Source organism: Streptomyces sp. NBC_00433 (genome assembly GCA_036015235.1).
GTDB lineage: Bacteria > Actinomycetota > Actinomycetes > Streptomycetales > Streptomycetaceae > Actinacidiphila.
This window is the reverse complement of the sequence record CP107926.1, coordinates 5,838,818-5,864,900: the sequence shown is the minus strand read 5'-3', so window position 1 is coordinate 5,864,900 and position 26,083 is coordinate 5,838,818. Positions and strand designations below refer to the sequence as shown.

Genomic DNA, 26,083 nt, shown 5'->3' with positions numbered 1-26,083 from the left:
GGCCGCGCCCACCCCCTGGGCTAGTTGGCGAGGCGGCCGCGCCAGGGAGGGAGGAGTTCGTCGAGGAGGGCCTCGACGCGTGGGGGGAGGCCCCGGGAGGGGCCGTTGAGGGTGTGGGCGCGGGCCAGGAGGGAGGCCGCGGCGGCCTCGACCCGGGCAGGATCCCCCGTGGCATGCGCAGAACGCAGAAGTTCGAGCCAGAGCCGCTCGTCGTCGGGCGCGACGGCAAGCCCCGTCTCCACCGCGGCGACCGCCGCCTTGGGCTTGGCCGCGTCGAGATGCAGCGCGGACAGCGCGAGGGCGATCTCCGCGACGAGGACGGGGTGTTGCGCGTCCACGATCTCGTGCGCGAGCCACCCGTAGCGCCCGGGCGCACGGTCTTCGAGCAGCCGGCCCCGCGCCAGCGACAGCGCGTCGGTGAGCAGCCTGCGGCGGGCGGCCGGGTCCCCCGCGGCGGCGCCGCGGTCGGCTTCGTGGTGCAGCGTCTGGAGCACGTCCCAGTCGGAGACGACGGATGTGGACAGCACGATGCGCCCGGTGTCGTCGAAGGACATGCGGGCAGAGCCGTCCGCGTCGGTGCCGAGCCAGTCGCGGAGCCGGTCGACGAGCGCGTCGCGTACGTCCTCGGTGACGCCGCGCGGCCACAGCGCGGAGGCCAGGACGCGTGGGTGAACGCCCTCGCGGTGCAGCAGGAGCAGGGCGATCGCCTCGTGCAGCAGGGCGCTGCGTTCGGCGGAGGGGGCGTCCACACCGATGAGTTCGAAGGTGCCGAGCAGCCTGGCGTAGATGCCGGGGCGGCCCTGGTCGCTGAGGTCGACCATGAAAGGCGGTGCGGCGGGGCCGGGTTCTGGGTCGTCGCCGCCGCCCGCGTCGGCGAACAGCCGCAGCACTGCGGCGTACTGGTCGGCGGGGAGCCGCTGCGCGGCCAGGTCGAGGCCGAGCAGCGGTGCGGTGAGGCGGCCTTCCGCGCTGACGTCCAGCTCCCAGGCGGCGCCGGGCAGGGCGGTGGTGCCGGCGGCGACGAGGTAGCCGATGCCCAGCCGGCCGGCGTCCGCGGCGAGTTCGGCGAGGCGGTCGGCCTCCTCCTCGGTGGGCCGGGTGGCGACGAGGACCAGGTGCGGCGCCCACTGGGTGTGCTGGGCTTGGCCGGTCCTGCCGGTGAGGACGCTGTCCTGGCCTGCGTTGCGAAGTGCGGCGAGGCGTTGGGCGGTCTCGGCCGCCATGATCTCGATGACCTCGGGCACGTCGGCGAGGTGGCGTATGCGGGCGGGTGCAAGCGCGGTCAGGTCCTCGGCGAAGCCGACCAGCGTCACGGTCATCCGGTCGGACCAGCCGTTGGTCGCCAACTCCGCCGCGATCGAGGCGAGTACGGCGTCCCGGTCGGTCCTGGCTCCGCTGAGCGAGACGATGCCGGGCACGGCTTCGAGGTTGAGCAGCAGCAGCGCCCCGTCCAGGGTGCCGAGGACGGCCAGGCCCGGATACGGCGCCGCCGCGGCGGTGTCGGCGTCCTCGGGCAGCGCGGCGCGGGCCAGCCGCCAGAAGGTGTCGTCCTGGCCGAGCTGCCAGGGGGCGGGCGGTCGGCCTTCGGGCCAGACGAGTTGGAGGTGCAGCTCGTCGGTGGTGAGCCACGCGGCGTAGACGGTGGGGAGTTGTCGGCCCTCGCTGTCGAGCCGGGCGGACAGTGCGCGCAGGCCGCGGTCGAGGAAGGCCACGGTGTCCGGGTCGGCGCCGATGCGCAGCGCGTCGGCGGCGTCGGCCTGCGGGCCTGCCGGGGTGCGGGGGGTGCGCAGCACTCCCTCGGCGACGGACTGCCACAGCGTCGTGCGCCGCCTGCGGCCGAGCGCGGCGAGCAGGCCCGCTGCCAGCAGCGGGGCGGCGATGAGCGCTTCGGGCAGGGCGGACAGACCGCCGCCGTGCGCGCCCTGCCCGCTGGCGGTGGCGGTGGGGGTCGCCGGTGCGGGTTCGGCGGACGCGGGAGCCGGGACGGGCGCGGGCGCGGCGGGGGCGGCCGCCGGGGACTCCACCTCGTGCTGGACGGGGGCGGCGTGGGCGCCTTCCGCCGTCGTGTCCTTGGACCCGCCGTGCTCCGCGTAGCGCAGGACGTCGTGCGCGACGTGCGGGGCCGCGGCGGGCATCTCGACCAGGTCGCCGCCGTGCGCGTCCCCGGGCATCTCCATGACCCAGCCGGGCCGGATCAGGCTGGCCTGGGACAGCCGCGAACCGTCGGGCTGTACACGGCCCTTGTTGAGTTCGTAGATCTCCTTGTAGCGCCGGCCGTCGCCGAGGTGCCGCTGCGCGATGTCCCACAGCGAGTCGTGGTGGCGGCCCTCGGGCGGCTGGATCCGGTAGAACTTCGTGGCCTGCCGGGCGCGTTCGGTGCTGTGCGCGGTGCCGGCACGGGCGCCACCGCCCTCGTGCTGCGGGGCGGCCACCGACGACGGCTTCGCCTGGTGCGGGATCCCGGGGGTCTGCTGGGCGGTCGCGGCGAGGCCCGGCCTGGCCTCCTGGTGGGCCCGGTGGTGGGTGCCGAGTTGGGCGAGGCCCGGGGTGAGGGTCGCGGCGCCCACACCGAGCAGCAGCAGCGCGGCGACCAACTGCCGTGCGAGCAGCTGGCTCGCGCCCGAGGCGGGGATGTGGTGCGGGAGGCCGACGCCCGACACCGCCGCCTTGGCCTCCACCAGCACGCACGCGGTGAACTGCGCCCAGGCAAGCCACACCACCACGGCCAGGGAGTTGACGAAGGTCTCGGTGGTGATCGGCTGGCGCAGCACGTCGGAGTCGAAATGGTGCGGGAAGGGCGACCCGATGAAGTACAGCAGAGCGCCGGGCACGCCGATCACGAGCACGGCGAGCACGACGAAGGCGCCCAGCGCACGGACGACGTCGCCGAACGTGCGCCGCCTGCGCGGCGGGCGGGCCTGTGCGGGTCCGTGCTGCGGGTGGGTGCGTCCCGTGGCGGTCGTGCGTGCCATCGCTTGCTGCCCTGCTTCCTGTGCTCCGGTGGCGTGCCTTCTCGGTCGTACGTGATCGGTCGTACGTACGCGTTCGGTCGGTGGTACGTGATCGGTCGGTGCTACGTGTTCGGTCGTGCGCGGTCAGCGGGTCAGCGACTGGGCGGAGGCGACCCCTTTGGCGTGCTGGTCGCCGGTGAGGAAGAAGCCGCTCATCATCGGCTGGTAGGTGAGCCGCACTTCGACGGTGACCTGGTCGGCGTCGGTCGGCGCCACGCAGCGCGAGGCCCTAACGTCGTCGGTGTCGAGGCCCGCGGCCAGCAGGAAGGCGCGGATGTCGGCGTCGCAGTTGGTGTAGTTGATCGGTGCGGTCGCGCCGAGGTCCTGGGCGCCGCGCAGCGCCTCCACGTCGATGTCCTGGGCGGCGGCGCGGGCGGCCTGCTCCGCGAGGTCAGCGGCGCGCTCGCGTTTGGCGAGGGTCATGCCGCCGTCGACCACGAAGGCGGCCAGCGCGATGAAGAGCAGCGCGAAGATGACGACCGCGATGGCGCCGGAGCCTCGGTCACCGGTATCGGCACCGGTGGCGGCGGCGCAGCGTGCGCGCAGGAGCTTCACTCGTACCTCCGGTAGGGGTCGAGCGGTGCGGCGAACTGGCTGGTCATGGTGGTGGGGATGTCGAGCCCGACCACCGCGAGGCCGCGGACCGTGCAGGACAGCTGGACGGCGTAACGGCCGCCGTCCGGGGTCCAGTTGGTGCCCTCGGTGGTCATGTGGACCGCGCCGTCGCAGATTCCCTGGAGGTCGTCGGTCGCGGCCTGCAGCGCGGCCCGGTCGGCGGCGTCGCGCTGCCCTTGCAGCGAGCCCGCCCTGGCGGCGTCGCGTGCGGCGCCGTCCAGCGCGCCCCGCCCGTCGACCAGTTGGCCGAAGGCGACGAGCACCAGGATGAAGAGGATCAGCAGCGGCGCAAGGATCACGATCTCGATGGTCGAGATCCCCGCGTCCGCCCCCGCCCCCCGCGCCGCGTGCGCGCGCCGCAGCCGGGCGGCCGCGGGGGTCAGTGTCGCCATCGGCAACTCACCCGCCCTGCACGAAGCGTTCGACGGGGCCCTGGGACCGTTCGTCCACGGTGATCCCGATGCCGAGGATCGACGGGACGTGCCCGACGACCTCGACGCTGACGTTGTCCCCGTCCCGCTCGACGTCGACTTCGTGGGACGTCAGCAGGCTGCCGCCGAGCTGTTCGATGTAGCCGTTCGCCTTGGTGGCCGCCCGGTCCTTCCAGTCGTCGTGCACGGCCGCCTGCGCGCGGGCCTCGCGGGCTCCGGCGCGTGCGGCAGCCTGCGCGACGTGCGCGGCGAAGTAGTACATCGCGAACTGCACGGTCAGGAAGATGACTCCGAAGACGATCGGCGTCAGGAAGACGAACTCGATCGCGGTCATGCCGCGGTCGTCCGCCGTGCGCCGACCCACGCCGCTGTCCCCGCGTGCGGCGGCGAAGCGGCCGCGCAGGGCTCGGCGGAACGCATGCAGGCTGCTCATCCCCGTCAGCTCATCTCCTGGTCGCGTCGGCTCGGTAGGTCCGTGGCCGGCTCAGCAGTCGGTGTCCTTGGCCGCCTTGTCGATGCAGGTGGTGACGCTGTCCTTCTTGGTGTCCAGGGCCTTGCTGATGGCCACGCCGATGCCGGCGACCAGGGCCGCCACGATGGCGGAGATGATCACCCATTCGACGGCCGAGGCGCCGACACTGCGCCCCTCGGTCCTGGCCCAGGCGATCCGCCTGCGGACGAAGGCGACGACCGGGTCGGTCGCTCTTGCACGGGGATTGGGACGGTTCATGGTCCGGTTCCTTTCTGGCTGCGACTACGGCTGCGGACGGGTTGCACGCTTGCTGAACGGTCAGGCCTGGAAGATGCGCATGGCGGCCGGGAAGATCAGGAAGACCAGGAATCCCGCCGCGAGCATGAGCTGCGCGACGAGCATGGACTGCGAGTTCTCGCCTGCCGAGCCCTCGATCTCGGCGAGTTCGCGGTGCCGCATGGTCTCCGCGCGGGAGGACAGCGACTCGCGGACCTTGGCGCCGTCGTCGGCGACGAGGCCCAACGCGACGGAGAGGTCCTGGAGTTCGTCCACGCCGAGCTCCGCCCCGAGCCTGCCGAGCGCGACCCACTGACTGATGCCGGTGATCCGGGCGTCGGCCAGGCAGCTGCGGATACGGACCAGGGCCCAGCCGTCGCTGACCTCGGCGGCGGTCATCAGCGCCTCGGGCAGGCCGCGCCCGCCGGCCAGGTTCATCGCGACCAGGTCCAGATACGCGCCGATCACCCGGCGCAGGTCCTTGCGCTTGTCGGCGGCGTCGCGGCGCACTTCGACGTCGGGCAGGAAGAAGAAGAGTGCCGCGCAGGCCAGCGCGAGCCAGACCGGCACGATCGGGCTGACGCCGAAGCCGAGTTGCCACACGATGGCGAAGAGGAAGGGCCCGAAGACCAGCCCGGAGGCGGACAGCAGGATCTTGGTCGCGAGGAAGCCCTCCCAACTGCGGTCCAGTACGGCCAGGTCGGCGCGCAGGGAGCGCATCTCCCAGCCCTGTCGGAGGTAGAAGGCGGCGATCCGCTGCCCTACCCTGCCGCGCAGGTCCGTCGCCCGCGGTGCGGGTCCCGAGGCGGGCCCGGCCGCCCGCAACGCGTCGATCTCCGCGATGGTGGCCGCGGCACTGGGGCGGCCCGGGGCGAGCGCCCTGATCAGGGCGAAGACGCCGAGTCCGGTGACGGCGCCGAGCAGTGCCGCGAGTGCGATGACGTTCATCGGTGTCCCACCTCCTGGCGCTGGGAGTGCGGTTCGGGCGAGTGGACCAGGAAGCGGGCCGGCGTCTCGACCTTCGACAGGCTGCGCAGCCACCAGAAGCCGCCGGCGAAGAGGGCGCACACGACGGCCAGCACCAGCTGGCCGACCAGCGTCCCGTACGGCTCGACGAAGCTGCGGTTGAAGATCGCCAGGGCCAGGACGACGACCACCGAGACGATGACGACGATCTGTACGCTGCGCCGGGTGCTGGCCCGCTGCGCCATCACCCGCTGCCGCATGTCCACTTCCTCGCGGGCGGACTTGGCCAGCGCGCCCAGGACGTCGCGCAGTCCGGGGCCGCGCAGCCGGGAGTTGAGGATCAGGGCGGCGATGATGATGTCGGCGGAGGCGTCGTTGATCTCGTCGGCGAGGTGCTGGAGCGCGTCGGGCAGCGGGGTGCGCGAGCGCAGCCTGTCCACCAGCGACTCCAGATGGGAGCGCAGCGCGGGGGCCGCCGCGCGGGCCGAGGCGGGGATGGCCTGTTCGAGGCCGACCGCTCCGGCGATGGTGTCGCGCAGCGACTCGGTCCAGGACGCGAGGGCCTCGACGCGCTTCATCGCGGCGCGTTCGTCCGCGGCGCCGCCGAAGAGCCGGTCCCAGGTGAAGACCAGCAGCGCCGTCGCGATCCCGAGTACGGCCCACCGGGTCAGCGCCATGACGGCGATCCCGGCCACCGCGGCGACCGAGCCGCGCTGCGACAGGAAGCGGACCAGCTCAGAGGCGCGGTCGGCGGACGTCCGGCCCGCCGCCTCGGGTTTGGGGGCCCAGCCGCGGAGCGCGACCACGAGGAGCGCCACACCGCCGCCGGCCAGCGCTCCGGCGAGAAGTCCGTACATCACGGACAAGGAGAGGACTCCGGTCATCACCGCCACACCCCCGTGGGCTGGTAGCCGCATGCGAGGAGTTCGTCGAGGCAGGACAGCGGCGCGTGCGGCATCGCCACACCGTCGCGGCCCTGGGCGAAGACCTCGCTGGAAAGGACCCTGCCGTCGACGCCGTTGACCTCGCGGACCGAGGTGACGACGCGGCGCAGGGTGCCGCCGTGCTGGTAGTCGTTGCGGCGCTGGACGAAGACCACGAAGTCGATCGCGCCCGCGACCAGCATCTGCGAAGCCTCGACCGGCAGCCTTTCGCGCGCCTGGAGCGCGTAGGTGGAGATGCGGTTGAAGACCTCGGCGGAGCTGTTGGCGTGAATGGTGGACAGCGACCCGTCGTTGCCCTGCGACATGGCATTGAGCATGGTGACGATCTCGTCGCCCAGCACTTCGCCGACGATGACCCGGGAGGGGTTCATGCGCAGCGAGCGGCGCACCAGCTCCGCCATCGAGATGGCGCCCTGGCCCTCGGAGTTGGGCAGCCGCTCCTCGAACGCCACCACGTTGGGGTGCAGTTCGGGGAACTGGTCGAGGCCCAGCTCCAGGGCCCGCTCGACGGTGATCAGGCGCTCCTGGGCCGGGATGACGTTGGCCAGCGCCCGCAGCAGCGTGGTCTTGCCCGCGTTGGTGGCCCCGGCGATCATCACGTTCTTGCGGGCCAGCACCGCCGCCGACAGGAAGCTGCCCAACTCCGGCGTCAGCGTGTGGTTGCCGACCAGGTCGGCGAGGAAGACCTTGCCGAGCCGGGCACGCCGGATGGACAGCGCGGGGCGGCGCGTCACGTCCATGACGGCGGACAGCCGGGAACCGTCGGGCAGCCGCAGGTCGAGTTGCGGGTTGGCGGTGTCGAAGGGGCGCGAGGACAGGCCGGAGTAGGCGCCCAGCACCTGGATCAGCTCGACGAGTTCCTCGTCGGTCTCGGCGACCGGCTCGACCTGGATCTCGCGGCCGTCCGCGTAACCGACGAAGACCTGGTCGCAGCCGTTGATGTCGATGTTCTCCACTTCCGGGTCGTCCAGGAGCGGTTGCAGCCGGCCTACGCCGAAGAGCGCCGCGTGCACGGCCGCCGCGTAGGCCTCCTCGGCCAGCGCGTCGGGCGGGGTGCGGCCGACGGTGATCTCGGCGCGCGCGTAGTCCTCCAGGATCTGCGCGATGATCGCCCGCGCGAACTGCCGCTCGTCCTCCGGGGACATGGCGATCTCGCCGGCCACCTGGTCGAGCCGGCGCTGCTCGGCGATGCGGTCGCCGGCGTCCTGCCGAAACCGCTTGACCAGCTGGTGGTCGATCTCGCTCATCGGAAGACTCCGTACCTCTGCGGTACGTCGGCGGCGATCTGCCGGGCGGAGCGGATCAGCAGGGACTTGTCGAGCCGGCCGCGCCGGCGGCCGCCCAGCATCTCGGCGCCCGCCGGATCGTGGGCGAGGGTGCCGACCACCCGGGCGGCGATCTGCGAGGCGACGAGCATCTCGTTGGCCTGCGCCGCGAGTCGGGCGCTGTGGCCCGGGTCGGCGATCAGGACGACGCCGATCGGCGGGTAGCCGAGGGCGGCGCCGCCGCGCTGCGATCCGTGCAGCTTGGCGGACAGCGCACCGGCCCGGTCCCTGACCCGCGCCAGGTGCTCGGCCTCCGTCCTGGCGACCAGCAGCACCAGGGCGGCGTGCGTGAGCATCTCGAGCACCGGTGTGTCGCCGCCGATCCGGCCGCAGTCGGCGATCACGTCGGCGGCGCCGTTCGGCGACTCGGCGAGGGTGGCGAAGGCCTGGCCGAGGATCGGCCACAACCCGGCCAGCCCCGAGGCCTGATCCGCGCTGCCTATGCCGACAAGTACGTCGAGTCCGCCGCTGAGCGGCTGCGCGTGGTCCCACAACTGCTCTGCGGCCAGGCCCCTTCGGGCGGTCGCGGCGAGCGACAGCAGCCCGGCGTTGGGGTCCAGGACGCCGCCGTGCGCGGCGCGCGAGCGGTAGACGAGGTCGCCGCCCGCGGGGTCGGCCTCGGCGAGCAGGGCGCGGCGCGGCCACACCGCGGCGAGCGCGAGTGCCGTGGTGGTGACGCCGGGTGAGCCCTTGTCCGCGGCGATGGCGATGAGTGCCATGACGTGGGTCCGCCGCTCGCTCAGTTCCCGCCGGCGGGCGGGACGCGGACCAGTGCGACGTTGCTGGCGGAGGCCGCGATGGTCAGCGGGCCGACGTCCGCGGTGTCGGCGATCACCGTCACGTTGGTGTCGCCGGTGCCGAGGTCGGAGCTGTCGCCGCTGATCGACTTCACAATCAGCCGGTTGCTGATCAGCGTGTCGCGCGGGGTGCCTGCCGCGTCCCCCGAAGTCCCGTTGGACGTCCCGCTGTTCTGGCTCTTCGCCGCGTCGTTGCCGACGACGTAGGCGGCCACGGTGTCGCCGACGCTGATGCCGCCCTTGGGGAACTGCCCGTCCTTGAGCGACAGTCCGACGAGGGACTTGCCCGCCGTGAGGACGTTGTCCTTGGTGGTGATCATCTGGTTGGAGAGGATCGAGTCCGGGACGAGCGTGACCGCGGCCCGGTAGTTCCTGGTCAGGTCGCCGCGCTGCTCCCACCGGATCAGGCCGAGACCGGAGTCGTCGGAGAGCATGACCTCGCGGATCGCGGTGTCCGGTATCTGGTCGCCGGCCGCGACGGGCTGGGTGATCTCGACGTAGGAGACCTTGTTGCCCGCCCTGACCACCATCAAGGTGGCACCGAGCGCGCCCAGCAGGATGAGCAGTACCGCGAGGGCGGCCAGCGCGGGCTTGCGCTCCCGAGGCGCCACCGGCAGGCGTTCACCGCCGGGCACGCCAAGTGCCGGTGCGGGTACGCCTGCCGGCCGGCCCGCACCGCCGCCGGCGCTCGAACGATCCCTGGTCCTCACGTGACTGCCCCCGTAGTCCTGCGTGCGTCGAAATCGGTCTTCGGGGGATGGCAGCCGCATTCCGTTCCGGCGTCGCCCCGTTGCCGATGTCAAGTCACGGCACGCTATCAGCGCCGGATAAACCCCCTCAAGGAGTCTTGCGCGACAGGCCGGGCACAGCCGTGCAACAGTTCCGCACGCCTGCCGCGCGGGCAACGGCGAGAGTGGACCGTGCTGCTACGCCGGTTGGCGGGCGGTATCGCCGATACGTTCACCAATTGCTCACATCGGCCTCGCGTCAAAGGGGGTTACGTGATGTTTCGGGGGGCGGATAGCCTCCATGGACAGCTGCGCGGGCTCGGGCGGGGCCGGGACACGGGGTCCGGCGGGGCCGGCCGCGACGGGGAGGGAACGTCCCATGCGGGTGACCGTGACGGTCGTACAGCAGGGTGTCGAGGCACAGGACGTCGTGATCACGGCGGACGACAGCGCGAGCGCCGGGGATGTCGCCGCGGCGCTGGCCAGGGCCACCGGAGTCGAACAGCCGCCTGCGGGCGACCGATTCGGCGGGGGCACGGTCGTGGCCTTCCCCGGGATGCGGCAACCGTCGGACGAGCCCGCTCGGTTGTGGGCCGACGGGGTCGGCTGCGACCCGCGGGCACCTGCCGTCGCTGTGCTGCGGGACGGCATGCGTGTCACCGTGGACGACTCGATCGGTCCTTTCATGCGCGCCGGAGAGCCGTCGGGGCGCTACGAATTGCGGGTGTGCGCGGGTCCTGGCGCCGGCCGGGTGGCCCGTCTCGGGCTCGGCACGGCGACCGTCGGCTCCGGGCAGCGCTGCACCGTCTCCGTACCGGACGACCCGGCGCTCCACGCGCTGGCGGCGCGGGTGTCGGTGGGCGCGGACGGCCGCGTGACGCTGGCTGCGGAGCCGGACGCCGGACTGACGCTGGAGGGCGAGCCGGTCGGCGGTGAGCGGGAGTGGCCGACGGGTGCGCAGGTCAGGGCGGGCAGCAGCGTACTGGTGCTCGATGTGCCGAGCGAGCCCGACGCGCATCTGTCGCCGATGGGCGAGGGCGGCCTGGCCTACAACCGCCCGCCGCGGCTCAAATCCCTTCCGCCGAGGCCGCGTTTGTATGTGCCGCAGCCGCCGGGAAAAACCGACTCCGCCAGGTTCCAGACCATCGCCGCGCTGGTGCCGCTGGTTTTCGGGCTCGCGATGTATTTCATGGTGCAGCAGGTGTACATGCTGCTCTTCTGCGTGATGAGTCCGGTGATGCTGATCGGGCAGTGGGTCAGCGAATCGCGCGAGGGAAAGAAACGCAACCGCAATACCGCGAAGCAGTACAAGGCGGATCTCGCCGCTCACGAAATCACCTTGGAGGGCGCCCGTTTGATCGATCGGGCGGAGCGGCGGGCGGCATTCCCCGACGCCGCGGAGATCCTGCTTTTCGCGACCGGCCCGCGACGGCGGCTGTGGGAGCGGCGTCTCACCGACCCGGACGCGCTGCGGCTGCGGATCGGCGTCGCCGACCTGCCCGCCGACATCGAGCTGCTGCCGGCGGGCCATCTGCCGGAAGGCGCACCGCACCCGGTGCCGCCGCAGGTCAACGACGTGCCGGTGCCGCTCCCGCTGCCCGAGATCGGGGTCGTCGGAGTGGCGGGAGTACGTGACAGGGCGCTGGCCACCGCACGCTGGCTGGTCGCGCAGGCAGCCGTCCTGCACAGCCCGCGCGACCTGTCGATGGTGCTGCTGTCGTCGGAGCCGGACGCCGGCCAGGCGTGGGGCTGGGCGCACTGGCTGCCGCACCTGGCACCGCAGCAGGGCCAGGACTGCGTGGCGCTGGTCGGCACCGACGGCGAGGCGACCGGCCGCCGGATCACCGAACTGCTCCAGGAGTTGGACCGCCGCAAGGCCGACTCCCTGTCCGCGGGCGGCGGCGGCCGGCTGCGACCCGACCCGTACGTCCTGGTGGTGCTGGACGGTGCCCGGCTGTTGCGGCGCACCCCCGGCGTACCGCAACTGCTCCAGGAGGGGCCGCGGTTCGGGATCCTCGCGCTGTGTCTGGACGCCGACGAGCGGCTGCTTCCCGAGGAGGTGCGGGCCGCGGTGTGCTGGGCACCGCACGACGGCGGCCGGGTGCATCTACGGGGCGCCGGACTTGAGGTGCTCGGCGACATCCTCGCCGACCAGGTCGGCGGCGACTGGTGCCAACTGGTGGCCCGGTCCCTCGCCCCGGTCCGCGACGTCAGCCGCGACGACGCCGACAGCGCGCTGCCCACCTCGGCCCGGCTCCTCGACCTGCTCGGCATGCCGGACCCGACCGGGCAGGACGTCGCCGAGGTCTGGCGGCGCGGCGGTTCGAGCACCGCGGCGCCCATCGGCGTCGGCGCGGACGGCACCTTCGTGCTGGACATCCGCAGGGACGGCCCGCACGCCCTGGTCGCGGGCACCACAGGCGCCGGCAAGTCCGAACTCCTGCAGACGGTCATCACCTCGCTTGCCGTCGTCAACCGCCCCGACGCGCTCAACTTCGTGCTCATCGACTACAAGGGCGGCAGCGCCTTCCAGGACTGCGCCCGGCTGCCGCACACCGTGGGCATGGTCTCCGACCTCGACGCGCACCTGACCGAGCGCGCCCTGGCCTCGCTGGCCGCCGAGTTGCACCACCGCGAGACGATCCTCTTCGGGGCGGGCACCAAGGACATCGAGGACTACAACGACGCGCGGCGGCTGCGGCCCGAGTTGGAGCCGATGCCGCGGCTGGTACTGATCATCGACGAGTTCGCCTCGCTGGTCGCCGAACTCCCGGACTTCGTCGCCGGACTGGTCGACATCGCCCGGCGCGGACGGTCGCTGGGCGTGCACCTGGTGCTCGCCACACAGCGCCCGGCCGGTGTGGTCAGCGCCGACATCCGCGCCAACACCAATCTGCGCATCGCGCTGCGGGTCACCGACGCGGACGAGTCCCGGGACGTCATCGACGCCCCCGACTCGGGCGCCATCGCCAAGTCCACGCCGGGCCGGGCCTATGTGCGCTCCGGCGCCCAGTCGCTGGTCGGCGTGCAGTCGGCGCGGATCGGCGGGCGCCGTCCGGCGCGGGGGCAGCAGCGTGCCAAGGCTGCTGTGCAGGGGCTGGGTTGGGCCGCGCTCGGGCGTCCGCTACCGCGCGGGGCGGACGACGACGCGGACGACGGCACCATGGTCACCGACCTGGCGGTGCTCGTGGACGCGATCGCGGACGCGGCGGCGCTGCTGGGGCTGCCGGCACCGCGCAAGCCGTGGCTGGACCCGCTGCCCGAGCATGTGACGGTGGAGGAGGTGGCGGCTCCGTCGGGCGGGGCGGGGGCGTCGGGGGGTGCCGCGCTCGCGGGCGCCGGCTCGGGCGCCGGCTCGGGCTCGGGCTCGGGCTCGGGCTCGGGCTCCGGTCGGGCATGGCAGGACGTGGCACCGGTCGCGTACGGGCTCACCGACCTGCCCGCGCAGCAGGCCAGGGCGCCACTGGCGGTGGACGTGGTGCACGGCGAGCACGTGCTGATCGTCGGCGGTCCGCGCTCCGGCCGGTCCACCGCGCTGCGTACGTTCGCCGGTTCGCTTGCCCGTGACACGTCGCCGCAGGACGTGCACCTCTACGGCATCGACTGCGGCGCCAACGCCCTGCTCCCGCTGGTGGGTCTGCCGCACTGCGGCGCCGTCGTCACCCGGGACCAGCCGGAGCGCCTGGCACGGCTGCTCGACCGGCTGTCGGGCGAGGTGTCGCGGCGGCAGCAACTCCTCGCCGTGCGCGGGGCGTCCAGCGCGGCCGAGCAGCGGGCTCTGGCGGCGACGCCGGAGGAGCGGCTGCCGTGGATGGTGCTGCTGCTCGACAACTGGGAGGGCTACACGTCCACCTTCGAGGCCTACAACTACGGCAAGTTGATCGAGGGCGCCAACCGGCTCTTCCGGGAGGGCGCGGCGGCCGGCCTCAAGGTCGTGATGACCGCGGACCGTTCGGGCTTCAACGGACAGATTTCCTCGGTCTTCGCCGACAAGCTGATCCTGCGGATGGCCGACCCCAACGACTACACCACCGGCGGCCTCTCGGCCCGCGAGGTGCCCAAGGCCATGCCCTCGGGGCGGGCGCTGCGGCCCACCGACCGCGGGGTGCAGGAGAGCCAGATCGCGTTGCTCGCACCGGAGCCGTCCGGGCAGGCGCAGGTCGAGGCGCTGCAACGGATCGGGCGCGGCGCCGCGGAACGCTACCGCCAACTGCCGAGGCGCACCCGGCCGATGCGGGTGGACGCGCTGCCGCCGCGCATCACGGCCGCGGAAGCGATGGCGCTGGAACCGGGCTTCGCCCCGCCGTCCCCGCTGTGGGCGCTGCTCGGGGTGGGCGGCGACGAACTGATGCCGCTGGGCGTCGACTTGCAGGAGTCCGGCCCCGGCTTCGTGATCGCCGGCCCGCAGAAGTCGGGCCGGTCCACGACGCTGATCACCGCGGCCCGCTCGGTGCTGGCCAACGGGGTGCCGGTGGTGCTGGTCACCCCGCGCCGCTCGCCGCTGCGCGACCTCGCCGGTGGGCCCGGGGTGTTGGGCCTGTTGGGCGCCGACGCGAGCCAGGACGACCTCAGGGAGCTGACGGCGAAGGCGGCGGGCGGGCCGTACGTGGTCGTCGTGGACGACGGCGAGCTGATCTACGACACTCCGCTGGACGCCGCGTTGGAGGGCGTCGTGAAGTCCGGACTCGACGGTGACCACGCGCTGATCGCCGCCGGGTCCGCCGACCAGATGGGCTCGCAATACCGCGGCTTCCTGGTGGAGGCGCGGCGCTCGCGCAACGGCCTGCTGCTGGCCCCGCAGGGTTCGACCGAGGGCGACCTCTTCAACGTCCGGCTGCCGCGCGACGTTGGGGGCGGCCCCACCGGCCGCGGACTGCTGGTGCGGGGCGGGGAACTGGTGCAGATCCAGGCGGTGGGCCCGGACTGAACGGGACTCACGGGCAGGACAAAGGGACCGGACCCGGGGGTGTTCCCGGGTCCGGCCCCTGGCGCATTCCGTACGCCGTCGTGCGTACGGGCTGCGCGCTCAGCGGGTGGCGGCCTCGATGTTGTCCGCGTTCGTACCGGCGGACTTCTGGGCGTCGTGCAGGGTCGCGACGAACTTGTCGAAGGTGGGCTTCAGCTGTGCCCATTCACTGCGGAAGCGCTCCGCGGCCGGACCCTTCCAGTAGCTCTCGCTGCTGCTCGTCGCCGTCTGCAGGTGCCCGATCAGCGTACCGAGGTTGCCCGCCTCCGTGCTGAACTTGGTTGACAGGTCCCGCAGTTGCTGAATATCAGCGCCATGGATGGACATATCTAGCCTCCCCGTTGTCTTCGGCATGCGCGGGTCTCTCGCCCGCCCGAGGGACGCTAGCGCACCGGCGCCGCGATTGCAGTAGTAGCTTCGCAAGCCCCGCCACCGCTACACATCTGTAGCGCGGCCATGACACGATCGGGACGCGCCCGGCCGCCAAAGGAGCGTGGCGTACGGCCGTTGGCACCGTCGATACGGTCAGCTGCTGGGCAGTCCGGTGCGCGAGAAGACATCGGTCGGGCCGTCGGTCCACTGCACGGTGAGCGTCTGGCCGTCGGCCGCGAGCACGCCGTGGCCGGTGGTGCGCTCCGTGTCGCCGTCCATACAGGTCAGCGTCAGCGCGATGCCGTCCGTGTCCGCATAGCCGCCCCCGCACAGGTGCGTACTCGTCAGGGCCGCTTTGCCCTTGCCGAGGACGAGCTGCACCTTCGTCGAGCCCTGCGTCGCGAGCCACACGCCTTCCACCGTCTGCGTGCCGTCACCGGTCGCCGCCGACTCCACCGGCGTCGTCGTGGTGGCCGTCGGCTCCGGCGCGGCGGCCGTGGTCGGCGCCGGCTGACCGCCCGTCGGGCTCGCGGTGGTGCTCGCCGTCGGCTGCTTCGTCCCGTCGTCGCCGCTGCTGCCACAACTGCTCAGCGCCAGCGCGGCGGCGACCGCCACCGCGGCGATTCCCGCTCTTGTGAACGTAAGACGCACTGTGCTCCCCCATGACGCGATAAGAATCCAGCGACGGCAAGCTACCAGCAGGCCGCGACAGCGTGTGCGCGCCGACCGGGCCGACCTGCGGCGAGCCCCCGCGAACCGGCCGCCCAGCCCCCAGGCCCGCGCCAGGACTTGCCGCCCTTCAGCACCCTGCCGCCGCACCGCCCATCGCCACCGCCATTTATCACCGAGCCCTCACACCACCCACACGCAAGTCCCGCACTCCTGTCGCCCCCGCACTCCCGCAAGGCCCGCCTTGCCGCTGTCAGGCCGGTGCCGCGCGCTCCGGCTCCCGCACCACCTCCCGGAGGAACCGCTCCACCGTGTCGCACCACGCCTCCGGCTGGTCCCACGGGACGAGGTGGCCGGCGTCGGGGATCTCGGCGTAACGCCCGCGGGGCAGCACTCGCACCATCTCCTGGGCCTCCGCCCGCCCCAGCTCCCCGCCGAGCCCCCGCACCACCAGCGCGGGGCAGGCGACTTCCGCCAGCTCGTCCCAGTGCGCGTCACGTATCCACGGGTCGCGGGATCGCAGCAGATGGCGCGGGGCGTACTGCGGGCGCCACCCGTCGTCGCCTTCCACCATGACCTCGGCGAAGAATTCGCCGCGCACCGGATCCGGCGGGTCGGCCCAGGGGTCCTGCTCCGCGAACCAGCGGCGCGCGTCCCCGAGGGTGGCGAAGGGCAGCGGCCAGGACCGCGTCCAGTCCTCCCACTCGCGCTGGCCCGCCTCGCCCAGCGCGGCGGCCCGCATGTCGCAGATGACGACCGCGGCGACGAGGTCGGGGCGGTGGGCCGCCAACTGCCAGGCCGTGAGCGCGCCCATGGAGTGGCCGATCACGGTGACCGGGGCGAGGCCGAGCTGCTCGACGGCGGCGACCGCGTCGGCGAGATAGGCCTCCGTGGCGTACGGGCCCTCCGGCCGCTCGCTGCGGCCGTGACCGCGCTGGTCGAGGGCGAGCGCCCGATAGCGGGGGGCCAGCCGGCGCGCGGTCGCCGCCCAGTGCGAGGCGCGGCCGAGCAGCCCGTGCAGTAGCAGCACACCGGGGCGGCCGCCTTCCTCGGCTCCGGGGCCGGCGGCTCCCGTGCCGGCGAGCCCGAGCCCGAGTCCGGGTCCGGGACGGGCGCCGGCAGCGGCTCCGCGCCGGAACGCAGCGGCCCCTTGGCCGGGCCGGGCGCCGGCCCTCGGCTCCGCCGCGGCGCCCGCGACGGCCGCCGCCGCGTAGTCCCAGGCCGCGAGGCGTATCCCGCCCGCTCCCGTGACCTCGAAACGCCGGGTCGTGTGCCGGTCCACGTACTGCTTCATGTGCCGCACCCCCTTCCTACGGGTCGTCGTTTGTCCTGGTGTCGTCTCCTCGTGTCTTCTCGATCCACGCTATCGAACTTCTATTCGAACAAGCGGCTCACGCGCCCAACACCGCTCGTTCGAGTGACAACACCCAGGGATTGACGGCCCGGGCCGAGGGGAGACCTTCAGCGGGGCGCGGCGCGAAGGGGAAGCGGGTCGCGGGGAGGTACCGGGAAGCTCGGGGTCCCGGCTCCTCCGTGGGGGTCTCCATGGGGAGGGACGAGGGAGGGAAAAGGCCGCCCCGGCACCGTCAGCACGGTGCCGGGGCGGCCCCTCGTCCTAGCTGCCGGCTCTTCGCCGGCCAGTGTGCGGGCTGATCGCCGGCCGGTGTCCTACCGCCTGGCCACGAAGACGTGCGAGGCGACCTCCGCGTCCAGCTCGGCGGCCTCGCCACCGCTGCCGACCAGCACACCTCCAGGAGCGGCGGTCACGCTCACCACGGCGCCCGGCTGCACACCGGCCCGCCGCAGCGTGTACATCACCTGCGCGTCGGTCTGGATCGGCTCGCCGATCCTGCGGACGACCACGCTGGTCGAGCCCGCACCGGGCTTGAGGTCGTTCAGACTGACCATGCCGTCCTCAAGGAACGGATCGGCCTCGCCCTTCTCGCCCAGCTCCTCCAGGCCCGGGATCGGGTTGCCGTACGGCGACTCCGTGGGGTGCCGAAGCAGCTCGAGCACCCGTCGCTCCACGGCCTCGCTCATCACGTGCTCCCAGCGGCATGCCTCGGCATGCACGTGCTCCCACTCCAGCCCGATCACATCGACCAGCAGGCACTCCGCGATACGGTGCTTGCGCATCACGCGGGTGGCGGTGCGGCGCCCCTCCTCGGTCAGTTCCAGATGGCGGTCACCGGCCACATGCAGCAGCCCGTCCCGCTCCATCCGCGCCACCGTCTGGGAGACCGTCGGGCCGCTCTGGTCGAGCCGCTCGGCGATTCGGGCGCGCATAGGGACCACACCCTCCTCCTCCAGCTCCAGGATGGTGCGGAGATACATCTCCGTCGTGTCGATCAGTCCGGACATGCGCGCCCCTCGTTCATTCGTGCGTGGCCCTGAGAACAATTCTGACGCATCGCACCGACAACCGGCCCCGCTGCGAGCGGCCGCGCTCCTCACGGCCCGTCGCCGCGAGCCCCCTGCGGACCGGAAAATCCGGGGACGGGACCCCGCCGTGACCCTGAGCGGCCACGAAGCCCGTCCGCCCGCCCCCGGGAGCACACGGTGACCGACTTCACCCGCCGTCCCCCGAGCGTCCACATCGTGGACGATCGCACCGCCCCGGCCGCGGCGCGGGGCGAATGGGCCTTCCGCCCCCGCCGATTTCTTGACACCGGCCGCGCCCTGGCACCACGGTGATCCGCATGACTGAGCCCCGCGAGGACCTGGCCGACCGGTATTTCGACGCCGCTATCGGGCTGCTGCGCCGGGTCCGAGACGAGGAGGCGGCCGGCATCAAGGCCGCCGCGACCGCGGTCGCGGACGCCATCGCCTCCGGCGGGCGGGTCTTCGTCTTCGGCGCGGGGCACTCCTCGCTGCCCGCCCAGGACGTCGTCTACCGGGCCGGCGGCCTCGCCCTGATCAACCTGCTCGCCGTCCCGGGCGTCGTCGGCGTGGACGTCATGCCCGCGACGCTCGGCAGCGCCCTGGAGCGGGTCGACGGCCTGGCCGGGGTGGTCCTGGACACCAGTCCCGTCCAGCGCGGCGACGTGCTGTTCGTGATCTCGCTGTCCGGCCGCAATTCCCTGCCGGTGGAGATGGCGCAGAATGCCCGCGCGCTCGGCCTGACCGTCATCGGCGTCACCTCGGTCGCCTACAGCGAGCAGACCAGCTCCCGGCACGTGTCGGGCACCTTCCTCAAGGACCACTGCAACATCGTGCTGGACTCCAAGATCGCGGTCGGCGACGCCGAACTGTCGGACGACGCCATTCCCGCGCCGTTCGGCCCGGCCTCCACCGTCGTCACCAGCGCCCTGATGCAGGCCGTCGTCGCCACCGCGGCCACCGACCTCGCCGAGCGCGGCATCACCCCGCCCATGCTGCGCTCGGGCAACGTGGACGGCGGTCACGACTGGAACGGCCGGATCTTCGAGCAGTACCGCGACCGGATCTTCTTCCGCCACTGAAGCCGCGGCTAATTGCCGCGCCTCACGTGGCTCGGGGCACTCTGCGTCGCCTCACCGGGCCCCCGGCACGTCGGAGCGCCTCCCCGGCCCCGCGGCAACCGCCGCGCCTCACCCACTCCGCGGCACCCCTCCGTGGTCGCCGCTCCCCCGCGGGGATCACCGCTCGCCCGCGAGCCCGGCCAGGTCGAGCGCCATCGCGACCCGCGCGGCCACGTCCTCGGCATAGGCCGCGTCGGCGCGGTCGAAGAGGCGGCGCCCCGAGCCGCGCAGGAAGGTCAGCGCCCCGACCGTGCGGCCGCGGCTGCGCAGCACCGTGACCAGCCCGTGTACGGTCCCCGGCGGCCAGCGCCTGGCCGCGGCCCATTCGTCGATCCGGGCGCCGGCGGCCTCCTCCGCCGCGGGCGGCGGCCCGAAACTGGTCCGTACGGTGCCGATCCGCTCCAGCGCCTGAAGCGCCGGGTGGGCGAGCGGGTAGCCCACCGGTATGCCGCTCTCCGCCGCGCCTGGCGTCAGCTCGCACGGGCCCGGCTCGCCCGTGGGGGTGGCCGCGATCCGCACCAAGCGCTCGGCGCCGTCGGCGAGGTCGAGCAGCGCGTGGTCGGCGAAGCCCGCCAGCGCGAAGTCCAGCTGGAGCGCCGCCGCGTCCAGTGCGGTGCCGCACTCGGCCGCCGCCCGGTCGGCGCGGTGCAGCTGCTGGTAGCGGAACCTGACCTGGGCGTTGTCGGTTTCCGTCGCCTTCTGCCGGGTGATGTCGATGAACAGCCAGCCGACGCCCAGCGGCACCGGCTCCTCGCCGAGCGGTGAGCCGAGCCGGACGAATCCGCTGCGCCAGCAGCGCCGCCGGTTCTCCTGGTCCGCGCTCAGCGCCAGCCACAGGTCGGCGGTGGCCGGTGGCGCGCCTTCGGCGAGCACATGCTGCAACGCGTTCTCCAGCTCTTCCACGCCCTGGGTGAGCAGATTGCCCAGCGGACGCCCGAGCACCTCCTCCCGGCCCGTCTGGAGCAGGCGGGCGGCCTTCGCGTTGACCACGGCCGGCCGCAGATCGGCGTCTATGAGCACCACGCCCCAGGACGCGTCCGTGAACAGCGCCTCGCTGAGCGCGATGGAACGCTCCAGGTCGATCTGCACATGCACCTCGGAGAAGGCGCAGTAGACCCCCGCGGGCCGCCCGTCCGCGCCCTGCACCGCCGCGGACTGGGTGCGCACCAGCACCCGGCGGCCGTCCTTGGTCAGCAGGGCGAATTCGTGCACCTGACGGCCGGCGGAGTCCATCGCCCCCAGCAGCCTTTCCTCAGCCTCCGCCGCGTCGGAGGAGCGGGCCGCCCAGCCGGCGAAGCCATGCCGCCCGACGGCGTCGTCCGCGGTCCAGCCGAGGATCCTGGCCGCCTCGGCATTCCAGTGCGTGATCACCCCTGTGCGGTCGAAGGCGCACAGACCCGCCTCCATGCCGTCGAGCAGCGCCGCGAGCAGCTGCTCGTCACCCTCGTGCCCCTCGGCTCCCGCAGGGGCCTGAGCCCCCGCCGTGCCGTCGGTGTCGTCATCGCCGCTGCTGTTGCCCAGCGGTTTCGGTTGCGCATCGAAAGGCTGCACGTCGCAACATTCAACCCTCGTGTGGGCTGCGTCACACGCTTTTTGCATAAATCGGTTGTGCGGCTCTCCTGGGTTTCTTACTGTTGCGGCACACACGAAGGGAGGTGGTCTGAAGCATGAGTTGCAGTCGGACACGTGAGGTGGCTGCGGGCTAGCACCGCGCACTGGGCGTGCGCGATGCGCGCCAATCCCACGCAGTTCACCCGACCCGCGGGCTCGTCGGACTTGTCCGGCCGGTGCTCGGAGCCGTCAAAGGCTCCGGGGAGCAGCCCGCGGGTCGTTCGCGTTCACGGACGGCGGACCCGCGGCAATGTGCCGGGACAACATGCCGGGGCGGCGCCGCCGTGGCAACGTGCCGTGCCTTTGGCGTCACGCCCGCCCCGCCGCGCTACGGCTCCAGTCGCTCCACGGACCAGCCGTCCGCCACGCGTACGTACCGCAGCCGGTCGTGCAGCCGGTTCTCCCGGCCCTGCCAGAACTCGACGGTGGCCGGCTCGACGCGGAAGCCGCCCCAGAAGGGCGGCACCGGCACCTCGGTGCCCTCCGGCCAGCGCAGGGCCGATTCCGCGTAGCGCTTCTCGATCACCGCACGGGAGGCGACGACGCTGGACTGCTCGCTCGCCCACGCGCCGATCTGCGAACCGTAGGGGCGGCTGCGGAAATAGGCGGCGGTTTCTTCCGGCGACACCCTGGTAACGTCGCCGCCGACGATGACCTGGCGGGCGATCGGATGCCAGGGGAAGAGCAGCGAGGCCCGCGGGTTGGCGGCCAGCGCGCGGCCCTTGCGGGACTCGTAGCTGCTGAAGAAGACGAATCCGCGCCGGTCGTAGCCCTTGAGCAGGACCGTGCGCGAGCTGGGCAGGCCGTCGGCGTCCGCGGTGGACAGCACTATGGCGTTGGGCTCCGCGATGACGCCGCCCTCGGCCGCGGCGACCGCGTCCGCGAACCAGCGCGTGAACTGCGCGTACGGCTCGGCCGCCAGGTCGTCCTCGGTCATTCCCGTCGACCGGTAGCGCCGGCGCATGGCGGCCGGGTCGGGCCGGTCCCGCTGGTCGTCCTGTGGTTCTCGCACCCGCACATCCTTGCAGTGCCCGGGAAGGCGCCGTGCAGGGTGCCTTTCGCCGGCGTGTGCGGCATCTCACGCTCTCTGACATGTCCACATGCCGGGAGAATGACTGGTCCGAATGGAGCAGGGTGCGCACTCCGGTGACGGGGCATGACCGGAGTGCCGTACCGCCGCGAGCATCGACAGGATCAAGAGGAGCCGCCGCATGTCCGACTTCGTACCCGGGCTCGAAGGAGTCGTCGCGTTCGAGACGGAGATCGCCGAACCCGACCGGGAAGGCGGATCACTGCGCTATCGCGGTGTCGACATCGAGGAGTTGGTCGGGCATGTGAGCTTCGGCAATGTATGGGGCCTGCTGGTCGACGGCCGGTTCGACCCCGGGCTGCCGCCCGCCGAGCCCTTCCCCATCCCCGTGCACTCCGGCGACATCCGGGTGGACGTGCAGTCCGCGCTGGCCATGCTCGCGCCCGTGTGGGGGCTGCGCCCGCTGCTCGACATCGACGCCGAGGAGGCCCGTGACGACCTCGCGCGGGCCGCGGTCATGGCCCTGTCGTACGTCGCCCAGTCCGCGCGCGGCCAGGGGCGGCCCATGGTGCCGCAGAAGGAGATCGACAAGGCTCGGTCCATTACCGAGCGCTTCATGATCCGCTGGCGCGGCGAGCCGGACCCGCGGCATGTCGCCGCGGTGGACGCGTATTGGACCTCGGCGGCCGAGCACGGCATGAACGCCTCCACCTTCACCGCCCGCGTCATCGCCTCGACCGGCGCCGACGTGGCCGCCGCCCTGTCCGGCGCGGTCGGCGCCATGTCGGGGCCGCTGCACGGCGGTGCTCCGTCCCGGGTCCTCGGCATGATCGAGGAGATCGAGCGCACGGGTGACGCCGAGGGCTATGTGAAGTCCGCGCTCGACAAGGGCGAGCGCCTGATGGGCTTCGGGCACCGCGTCTACCGGGCCGAGGACCCGCGGGCGCGCGTCCTGCGCCGTACGGCCCGCGAGCTGGGCGCACCGCGCTTCGAGGTGGCGGAGGCGCTGGAGAAGGCGGCGCTCGCCGAGCTGCACGAGCGGCGCCCCGACCGCGTCCTGGCCACCAACGTGGAATTCTGGGCGGCGATCATGCTGGACTTCGCCGAGGTGCCCGCGCACATGTTCACGTCGATGTTCACCTGTGCCCGTACGGCCGGCTGGTCGGCCCACATCCTGGAGCAGAAGCGCACCGGGCGCCTGGTCCGCCCGTCGGCCCGCTACATCGGCCCGAGCGCCCGCAGCCTCCACACGATCGAGGGCGACCCGACCACCTCTTCCTGACCCGCCGCCCCGGCCCGGTTGCCCGGCAGGCCCTGCCGGGCAACCGGGCCGCGCTTACGAAGTGACGTGCCGTCGGCGGCAGGCGGCAGGCGGCACGCGGGGCAGTGGCGCGGACCCGCGCGCGGCGCTAGCCGGCCGGGTGGTCGGGTCCGGCGCCGGGCGTCTCGTCGGGCAGCGCCTCCGCGAGGACTTCCGCGAGGTGGCGGGCGCGTGGGCCGCCGGCGAGCTGGGCGATCTGCGTGCGGCAGGAGAAGCCGTCGGCCAGCACGGCCGCGTCGGGCCCGGCCGCGCGCAGCGCAGGCAGCAGCGCCTCCTCGGCGCAGGCCGCCGACACCTCGTAGTGCCCGTCCTCGAAGCCGAAGTTGCCGGCCAGGCCGCAGCAGCCGCCCGTCAGCTCGCCGGTCAGGCCGGCGCGTTCGCGCAGCCGGCGGTCGGCGGCGTCGCCGAGCACCGCGTGCTGGTGGCAGTGCGTCTGGCCTACCGCCGTGCGGTCCACCCGCGGCGGGTCCCAGCCTGGCGCGTATTCCTCCAGGGCCTCGGCGAGGGTCCTTACCGACGAGGCGAGCCGGGCGGCCCGCGGGTCGCGGGTGCCGAGCAGTTCCGGCAGGTCGGCGCGCAGCGCGGCGGCGCAGCTCGGTTCGAGGACGACGAGCGGCAGGCCCGCGTCGAGGACCGGCGCGAGCCGGTCGAGGGTGCGCCGCATCACGGCTTTCGCGCGGTCGAGTTGCCCGGTGGACACCCAGGTCAGGCCGCAGCAGACCGCGGCGGGCGGGGTCGTGACGCGCAGTCCGGCCGCCCGCAGCACCCGCACGGCGGCCCGGCCGACCTCGGGTGAGAGGTGGTCGGTGAAGGTGTCGGGCCACAGAACGACCGTGCGGGCGGCGTCACGCGAGCCGCCGGCCGGCCTCCGTCGTCCCTCGTTCGTGTCGCTGGTGTCCCACCATCGAGTGAATGTCTCGGGCGCCAGTTCGGGCATGTCGCGCTCGTTCGCGATTCCGGCGATACGTTTCGCCACCCAGGCGGTTGACCGAGTCCGGCCAAGGAAATTGAGCGGCCGGGCGAATTTCTGCGCGATTTTCAGCCACACCGGAAGCCAGCCCATCGAGTAGTGCGCGCGGGGCCTCAGCCGCCCCCGATAGTGCTGATGGAGGAATTCCGCCTTGTACGTCGCCATGTCCACCTCCACCGGGCAGTCCGACCGGCAGCCCTTGCAGGACAGGCACAGATCCAGTGCCCCCTTGACCTCCGCGGACTTCCAGCCGTCGGTGACGACCTCTCCTGCCAGCATCTCGTGCAGCAGTCTGGCCCGGCCGCGGGTGGAGTGGCGTTCCTCTCCGGTGACCCGGAAAGACGGGCACATGACAGCTGAACCACCGTCACCGACGGCCGCGGAGGTACGACATTTGGCCACTCCCACGCAGCGCCGGACGGCGGCAACGAAATCACCGCCGTCACCCGGATAAGTGAATTCCACATCGACGGGTCGCGACGCGGCGGACGGCAGCGCCGCGAAGCGAAGGTTGCTATCAATGGGATCGGGACGAACAAGCGTTCCCGGGTTCAGTCCGCCGTCCGGATCCCAGAGGTCCTTGAAATCTGAAAAGAGTGCGATCACATCCGGGCCGTACATCTTCGGCAGCAGCTCGGCGCGCGCCCGGCCGTCGCCGTGCTCGCCGGAGAGCGAGCCGCCGTGCGACACCACCAGGTCCGCGGCGGCCTCCGAGAAGCGGCGGAAGCGTGCGACGCCCGCCGGATCGACGAGGTCGAAGTCGATCCGCACATGCACGCAGCCGTCGCCGAAATGGCCGTAGGGCGCCCCGCGCAGCCCGTGATCGGCCAGCAGGGCCCGGAAATCCCGCAGGTAGGCGCCCAGCCGGGCGGGGGGAACGGCGCAGTCCTCCCAGCCCGGCCATGCCTCGGTGCCGTCGGGCATGCGGGTGGCGGTGCCGGCCGCGTCCTCCCGGATCCGCCACAGGGCGCGCTGCCGCGCGGGGTCGGCGACGACGGCGTGACCGGTCACGCCGTCGGCCGTCCGGCAGATCTCCCGCGCGCGTGCCTGCGCCTGGGCCGGGGAGTCGCCTCCGGTCTCCACGAACAGCCAGGCACCGCCGCGCGGCAGTTCAGCCGCCGCGGACTCCCCCACCAGGTCGGCGGCCATCCCCTCGACCGTCAACGGCTGCCATGCCAGCAGCAGGTGGGCGGCCTGCGCCGCCGCGCTCTCGTCGGCATAGCCGAGCACCGCGAGCGCCCGCGCGCCGGGCGCGGGCACCAGCGCCACGGTCGCCTCGGTCAGTACCCCAAGGGTCCCCTCGCTGCCGGTGAAGGCCCGCACCACGTCCCTGCCGTGTTCGGGCAGCAGCGAGTCCAGGGCGTATCCGGAGATGCGGCGCGGCAGTTGCGGGAAGGCGGTACGCAGCAGCGCCAGGTGGCCGTCCGTCAGCCGGGCGAGCCCGTCCCGCAGCCGGTCGGGCATGGCGGATCCGTCAGCGGGGGCGCGGAGTCCGACCGGCTCACCCCGGTAGGTGAGCAGGTCAAGCGCACGAACATTGTCGGCGGTGGTGCCCCAGGCCACCGAATGCGAGCCGCACGCGTTGTTGCCGATCATGCCGCCGAGGGTGCAGCGGCTGTGGGTCGAGGGGTCGGGCCCGAAGGTCAGGCCGTGCGGGGCGGCGGCCCGCCGCAGGTCGTCGAGCACCAGGCCGGGCTGCACGCGGGCGGTCAGCGCGGCCGGGTCGATCTCCAGCAGCCGGTTCATGTGCCGGGTGAAGTCCATGACGACACCGGTGCCGATGGCCTGCCCTGCGATCGACGTCCCGCCGCCGCGCGCGGTCACCGGCACACCGTGCTCCCTGCAGACCTCGAGCGCCGCCGCCACGTCCTCCGCGTCCGCCGGCGCCACCACCCCCAGCGGCACCCTGCGGTAGTTGGACGCGTCCATCGTCATCACCGCCCGCTCCCCCGCGCCCCACTCCACCTCCCCGCGCACGATCCCGCGCAGCGCCTGCTCCACCTCGCCGACCCGGCCACTCGTCATGTCCCCCACATTGCCCGACCGTCCGCGTCCCGGCCCACCGGAGAACCGCGGAGA

20 protein-coding genes are annotated in these 26,083 nt (G+C 73.0%); 3 read left to right on the top strand and 17 right to left on the bottom strand.

The features are described from left to right. Positions 1-20: 20 nt before the first annotated feature. From OG900_25100 to OG900_25055, 10 genes are all read right to left on the bottom strand, one after another. Positions 21-2,972, bottom strand: coding sequence for a LysM peptidoglycan-binding domain-containing protein (locus tag OG900_25100; protein WUH93070.1), 2,952 nt, complete (start codon positions 2,970-2,972; stop codon positions 21-23). 123 nt (positions 2,973-3,095) lie between these two features. Beyond that, a complete protein-coding gene (locus OG900_25095; GenBank protein WUH93069.1) occupies positions 3,096-3,566 on the bottom strand; it encodes a pilus assembly protein TadG-related protein in 471 nt (156 codons plus the stop codon). Continuing rightward, positions 3,563-4,018, bottom strand: coding sequence for a pilus assembly protein (locus OG900_25090; protein WUH93068.1), 456 nt, complete (start codon positions 4,016-4,018; stop codon positions 3,563-3,565). Before OG900_25090 ends, OG900_25095 begins: the two co-directional genes overlap by 4 nt. A gap of 7 nt (positions 4,019-4,025) precedes the next feature. Then, positions 4,026-4,490, bottom strand: a complete 465-nt coding sequence (locus tag OG900_25085) for a pilus assembly protein (GenBank protein ID WUH93067.1) — start codon at positions 4,488-4,490, stop codon at positions 4,026-4,028. A gap of 51 nt (positions 4,491-4,541) precedes the next feature. Further along, the gene (locus OG900_25080; protein ID WUH93066.1) at positions 4,542-4,787 is read right to left on the bottom strand and encodes a hypothetical protein; all 246 of its coding nucleotides are present in this window, start codon (positions 4,785-4,787) and stop codon (positions 4,542-4,544) included. A 60-nt stretch (positions 4,788-4,847) separates the two neighbouring features. After that, the gene (locus OG900_25075) at positions 4,848-5,753 is read right to left on the bottom strand and encodes a type II secretion system F family protein (protein ID WUH93065.1); all 906 of its coding nucleotides are present in this window, start codon (positions 5,751-5,753) and stop codon (positions 4,848-4,850) included. Continuing rightward, a complete protein-coding gene (locus OG900_25070; GenBank protein WUH93064.1) occupies positions 5,750-6,655 on the bottom strand; it encodes a type II secretion system F family protein in 906 nt (301 codons plus the stop codon). Before OG900_25070 ends, OG900_25075 begins: the two co-directional genes overlap by 4 nt. Further along, a complete protein-coding gene (locus tag OG900_25065; protein WUH93063.1) occupies positions 6,655-7,962 on the bottom strand; it encodes an ATPase, T2SS/T4P/T4SS family in 1,308 nt (435 codons plus the stop codon). The genes OG900_25070 and OG900_25065 overlap by 1 nt, the downstream gene beginning before the upstream one ends. Then, positions 7,959-8,759 carry a hypothetical protein gene (locus tag OG900_25060; GenBank protein ID WUH93062.1) on the bottom strand — a complete coding sequence of 267 codons (801 nt, stop codon included), beginning with the start codon at positions 8,757-8,759 and terminating at the stop codon, positions 7,959-7,961. Before OG900_25060 ends, OG900_25065 begins: the two co-directional genes overlap by 4 nt. A gap of 20 nt (positions 8,760-8,779) precedes the next feature. After that, positions 8,780-9,448 (bottom strand): hypothetical protein, encoded by a 669-nt coding sequence (locus tag OG900_25055; protein WUH93061.1) that lies wholly within the window; start codon positions 9,446-9,448, stop codon positions 8,780-8,782. Positions 9,449-9,944: 496 nt separating this feature from the next. On the opposite strand from OG900_25055, the gene OG900_25050 reads away from it, so the two are divergent. Beyond that, on the top strand, positions 9,945-14,492 hold the full coding sequence (locus OG900_25050) for an FtsK/SpoIIIE domain-containing protein (protein WUH93060.1): 4,548 nt from the start codon (positions 9,945-9,947) through the stop codon (positions 14,490-14,492). Positions 14,493-14,591: 99 nt separating this feature from the next. On the opposite strand, the gene OG900_25045 is transcribed toward OG900_25050, so the two are convergent. The 4 genes from OG900_25045 to OG900_25030 all read right to left on the bottom strand — a co-directional run bounded on the left by OG900_25045 (position 14,592) and on the right by OG900_25030 (position 17,933). Beyond that, the gene (locus tag OG900_25045; protein WUH93059.1) at positions 14,592-14,858 is read right to left on the bottom strand and encodes a WXG100 family type VII secretion target; all 267 of its coding nucleotides are present in this window, start codon (positions 14,856-14,858) and stop codon (positions 14,592-14,594) included. 198 nt (positions 14,859-15,056) lie between these two features. Continuing rightward, positions 15,057-15,554, bottom strand: coding sequence for a hypothetical protein (locus OG900_25040; protein WUH93058.1), 498 nt, complete (start codon positions 15,552-15,554; stop codon positions 15,057-15,059). Between the two features lie 271 nt (positions 15,555-15,825). After that, complete coding sequence (locus OG900_25035) at positions 15,826-16,866, bottom strand: alpha/beta hydrolase (GenBank protein ID WUH93057.1); 1,041 nt, start codon at positions 16,864-16,866, stop codon at positions 15,826-15,828. A gap of 374 nt (positions 16,867-17,240) precedes the next feature. Beyond that, positions 17,241-17,933, bottom strand: coding sequence for a metal-dependent transcriptional regulator (locus tag OG900_25030; GenBank protein ID WUH93056.1), 693 nt, complete (start codon positions 17,931-17,933; stop codon positions 17,241-17,243). A gap of 338 nt (positions 17,934-18,271) precedes the next feature. Between OG900_25030 and OG900_25025 the strand changes: the two genes are divergently transcribed. Beyond that, entirely contained in the window at positions 18,272-19,033 is a 762-nt protein-coding gene (locus tag OG900_25025) for an SIS domain-containing protein (protein WUH93055.1), read from the top strand. A 156-nt stretch (positions 19,034-19,189) separates the two neighbouring features. Here the strand turns inward: OG900_25025 and OG900_25020 are convergent, their stop codons facing one another. Next, entirely contained in the window at positions 19,190-20,503 is a 1,314-nt protein-coding gene (locus OG900_25020) for a PAS domain-containing protein (protein WUH95909.1), read from the bottom strand. A gap of 508 nt (positions 20,504-21,011) precedes the next feature. Beyond that, positions 21,012-21,647: a pyridoxamine 5'-phosphate oxidase gene (pdxH, locus tag OG900_25015; GenBank protein ID WUH95908.1), complete on the bottom strand. Its 636-nt coding sequence runs from the start codon at positions 21,645-21,647 to the stop codon at positions 21,012-21,014. Positions 21,648-21,894: 247 nt separating this feature from the next. On the opposite strand from pdxH, the gene OG900_25010 reads away from it, so the two are divergent. Further along, positions 21,895-22,995: a citrate synthase 2 gene (locus tag OG900_25010; GenBank protein WUH93054.1), complete on the top strand. Its 1,101-nt coding sequence runs from the start codon at positions 21,895-21,897 to the stop codon at positions 22,993-22,995. A gap of 127 nt (positions 22,996-23,122) precedes the next feature. Here OG900_25010 and OG900_25005 read toward each other — a convergent pair whose 3' ends face one another. Then, a complete protein-coding gene (locus tag OG900_25005; protein WUH93053.1) occupies positions 23,123-26,029 on the bottom strand; it encodes an FAD-binding oxidoreductase in 2,907 nt (968 codons plus the stop codon). Between the last annotated feature and the right edge of the window lie 54 nt (positions 26,030-26,083).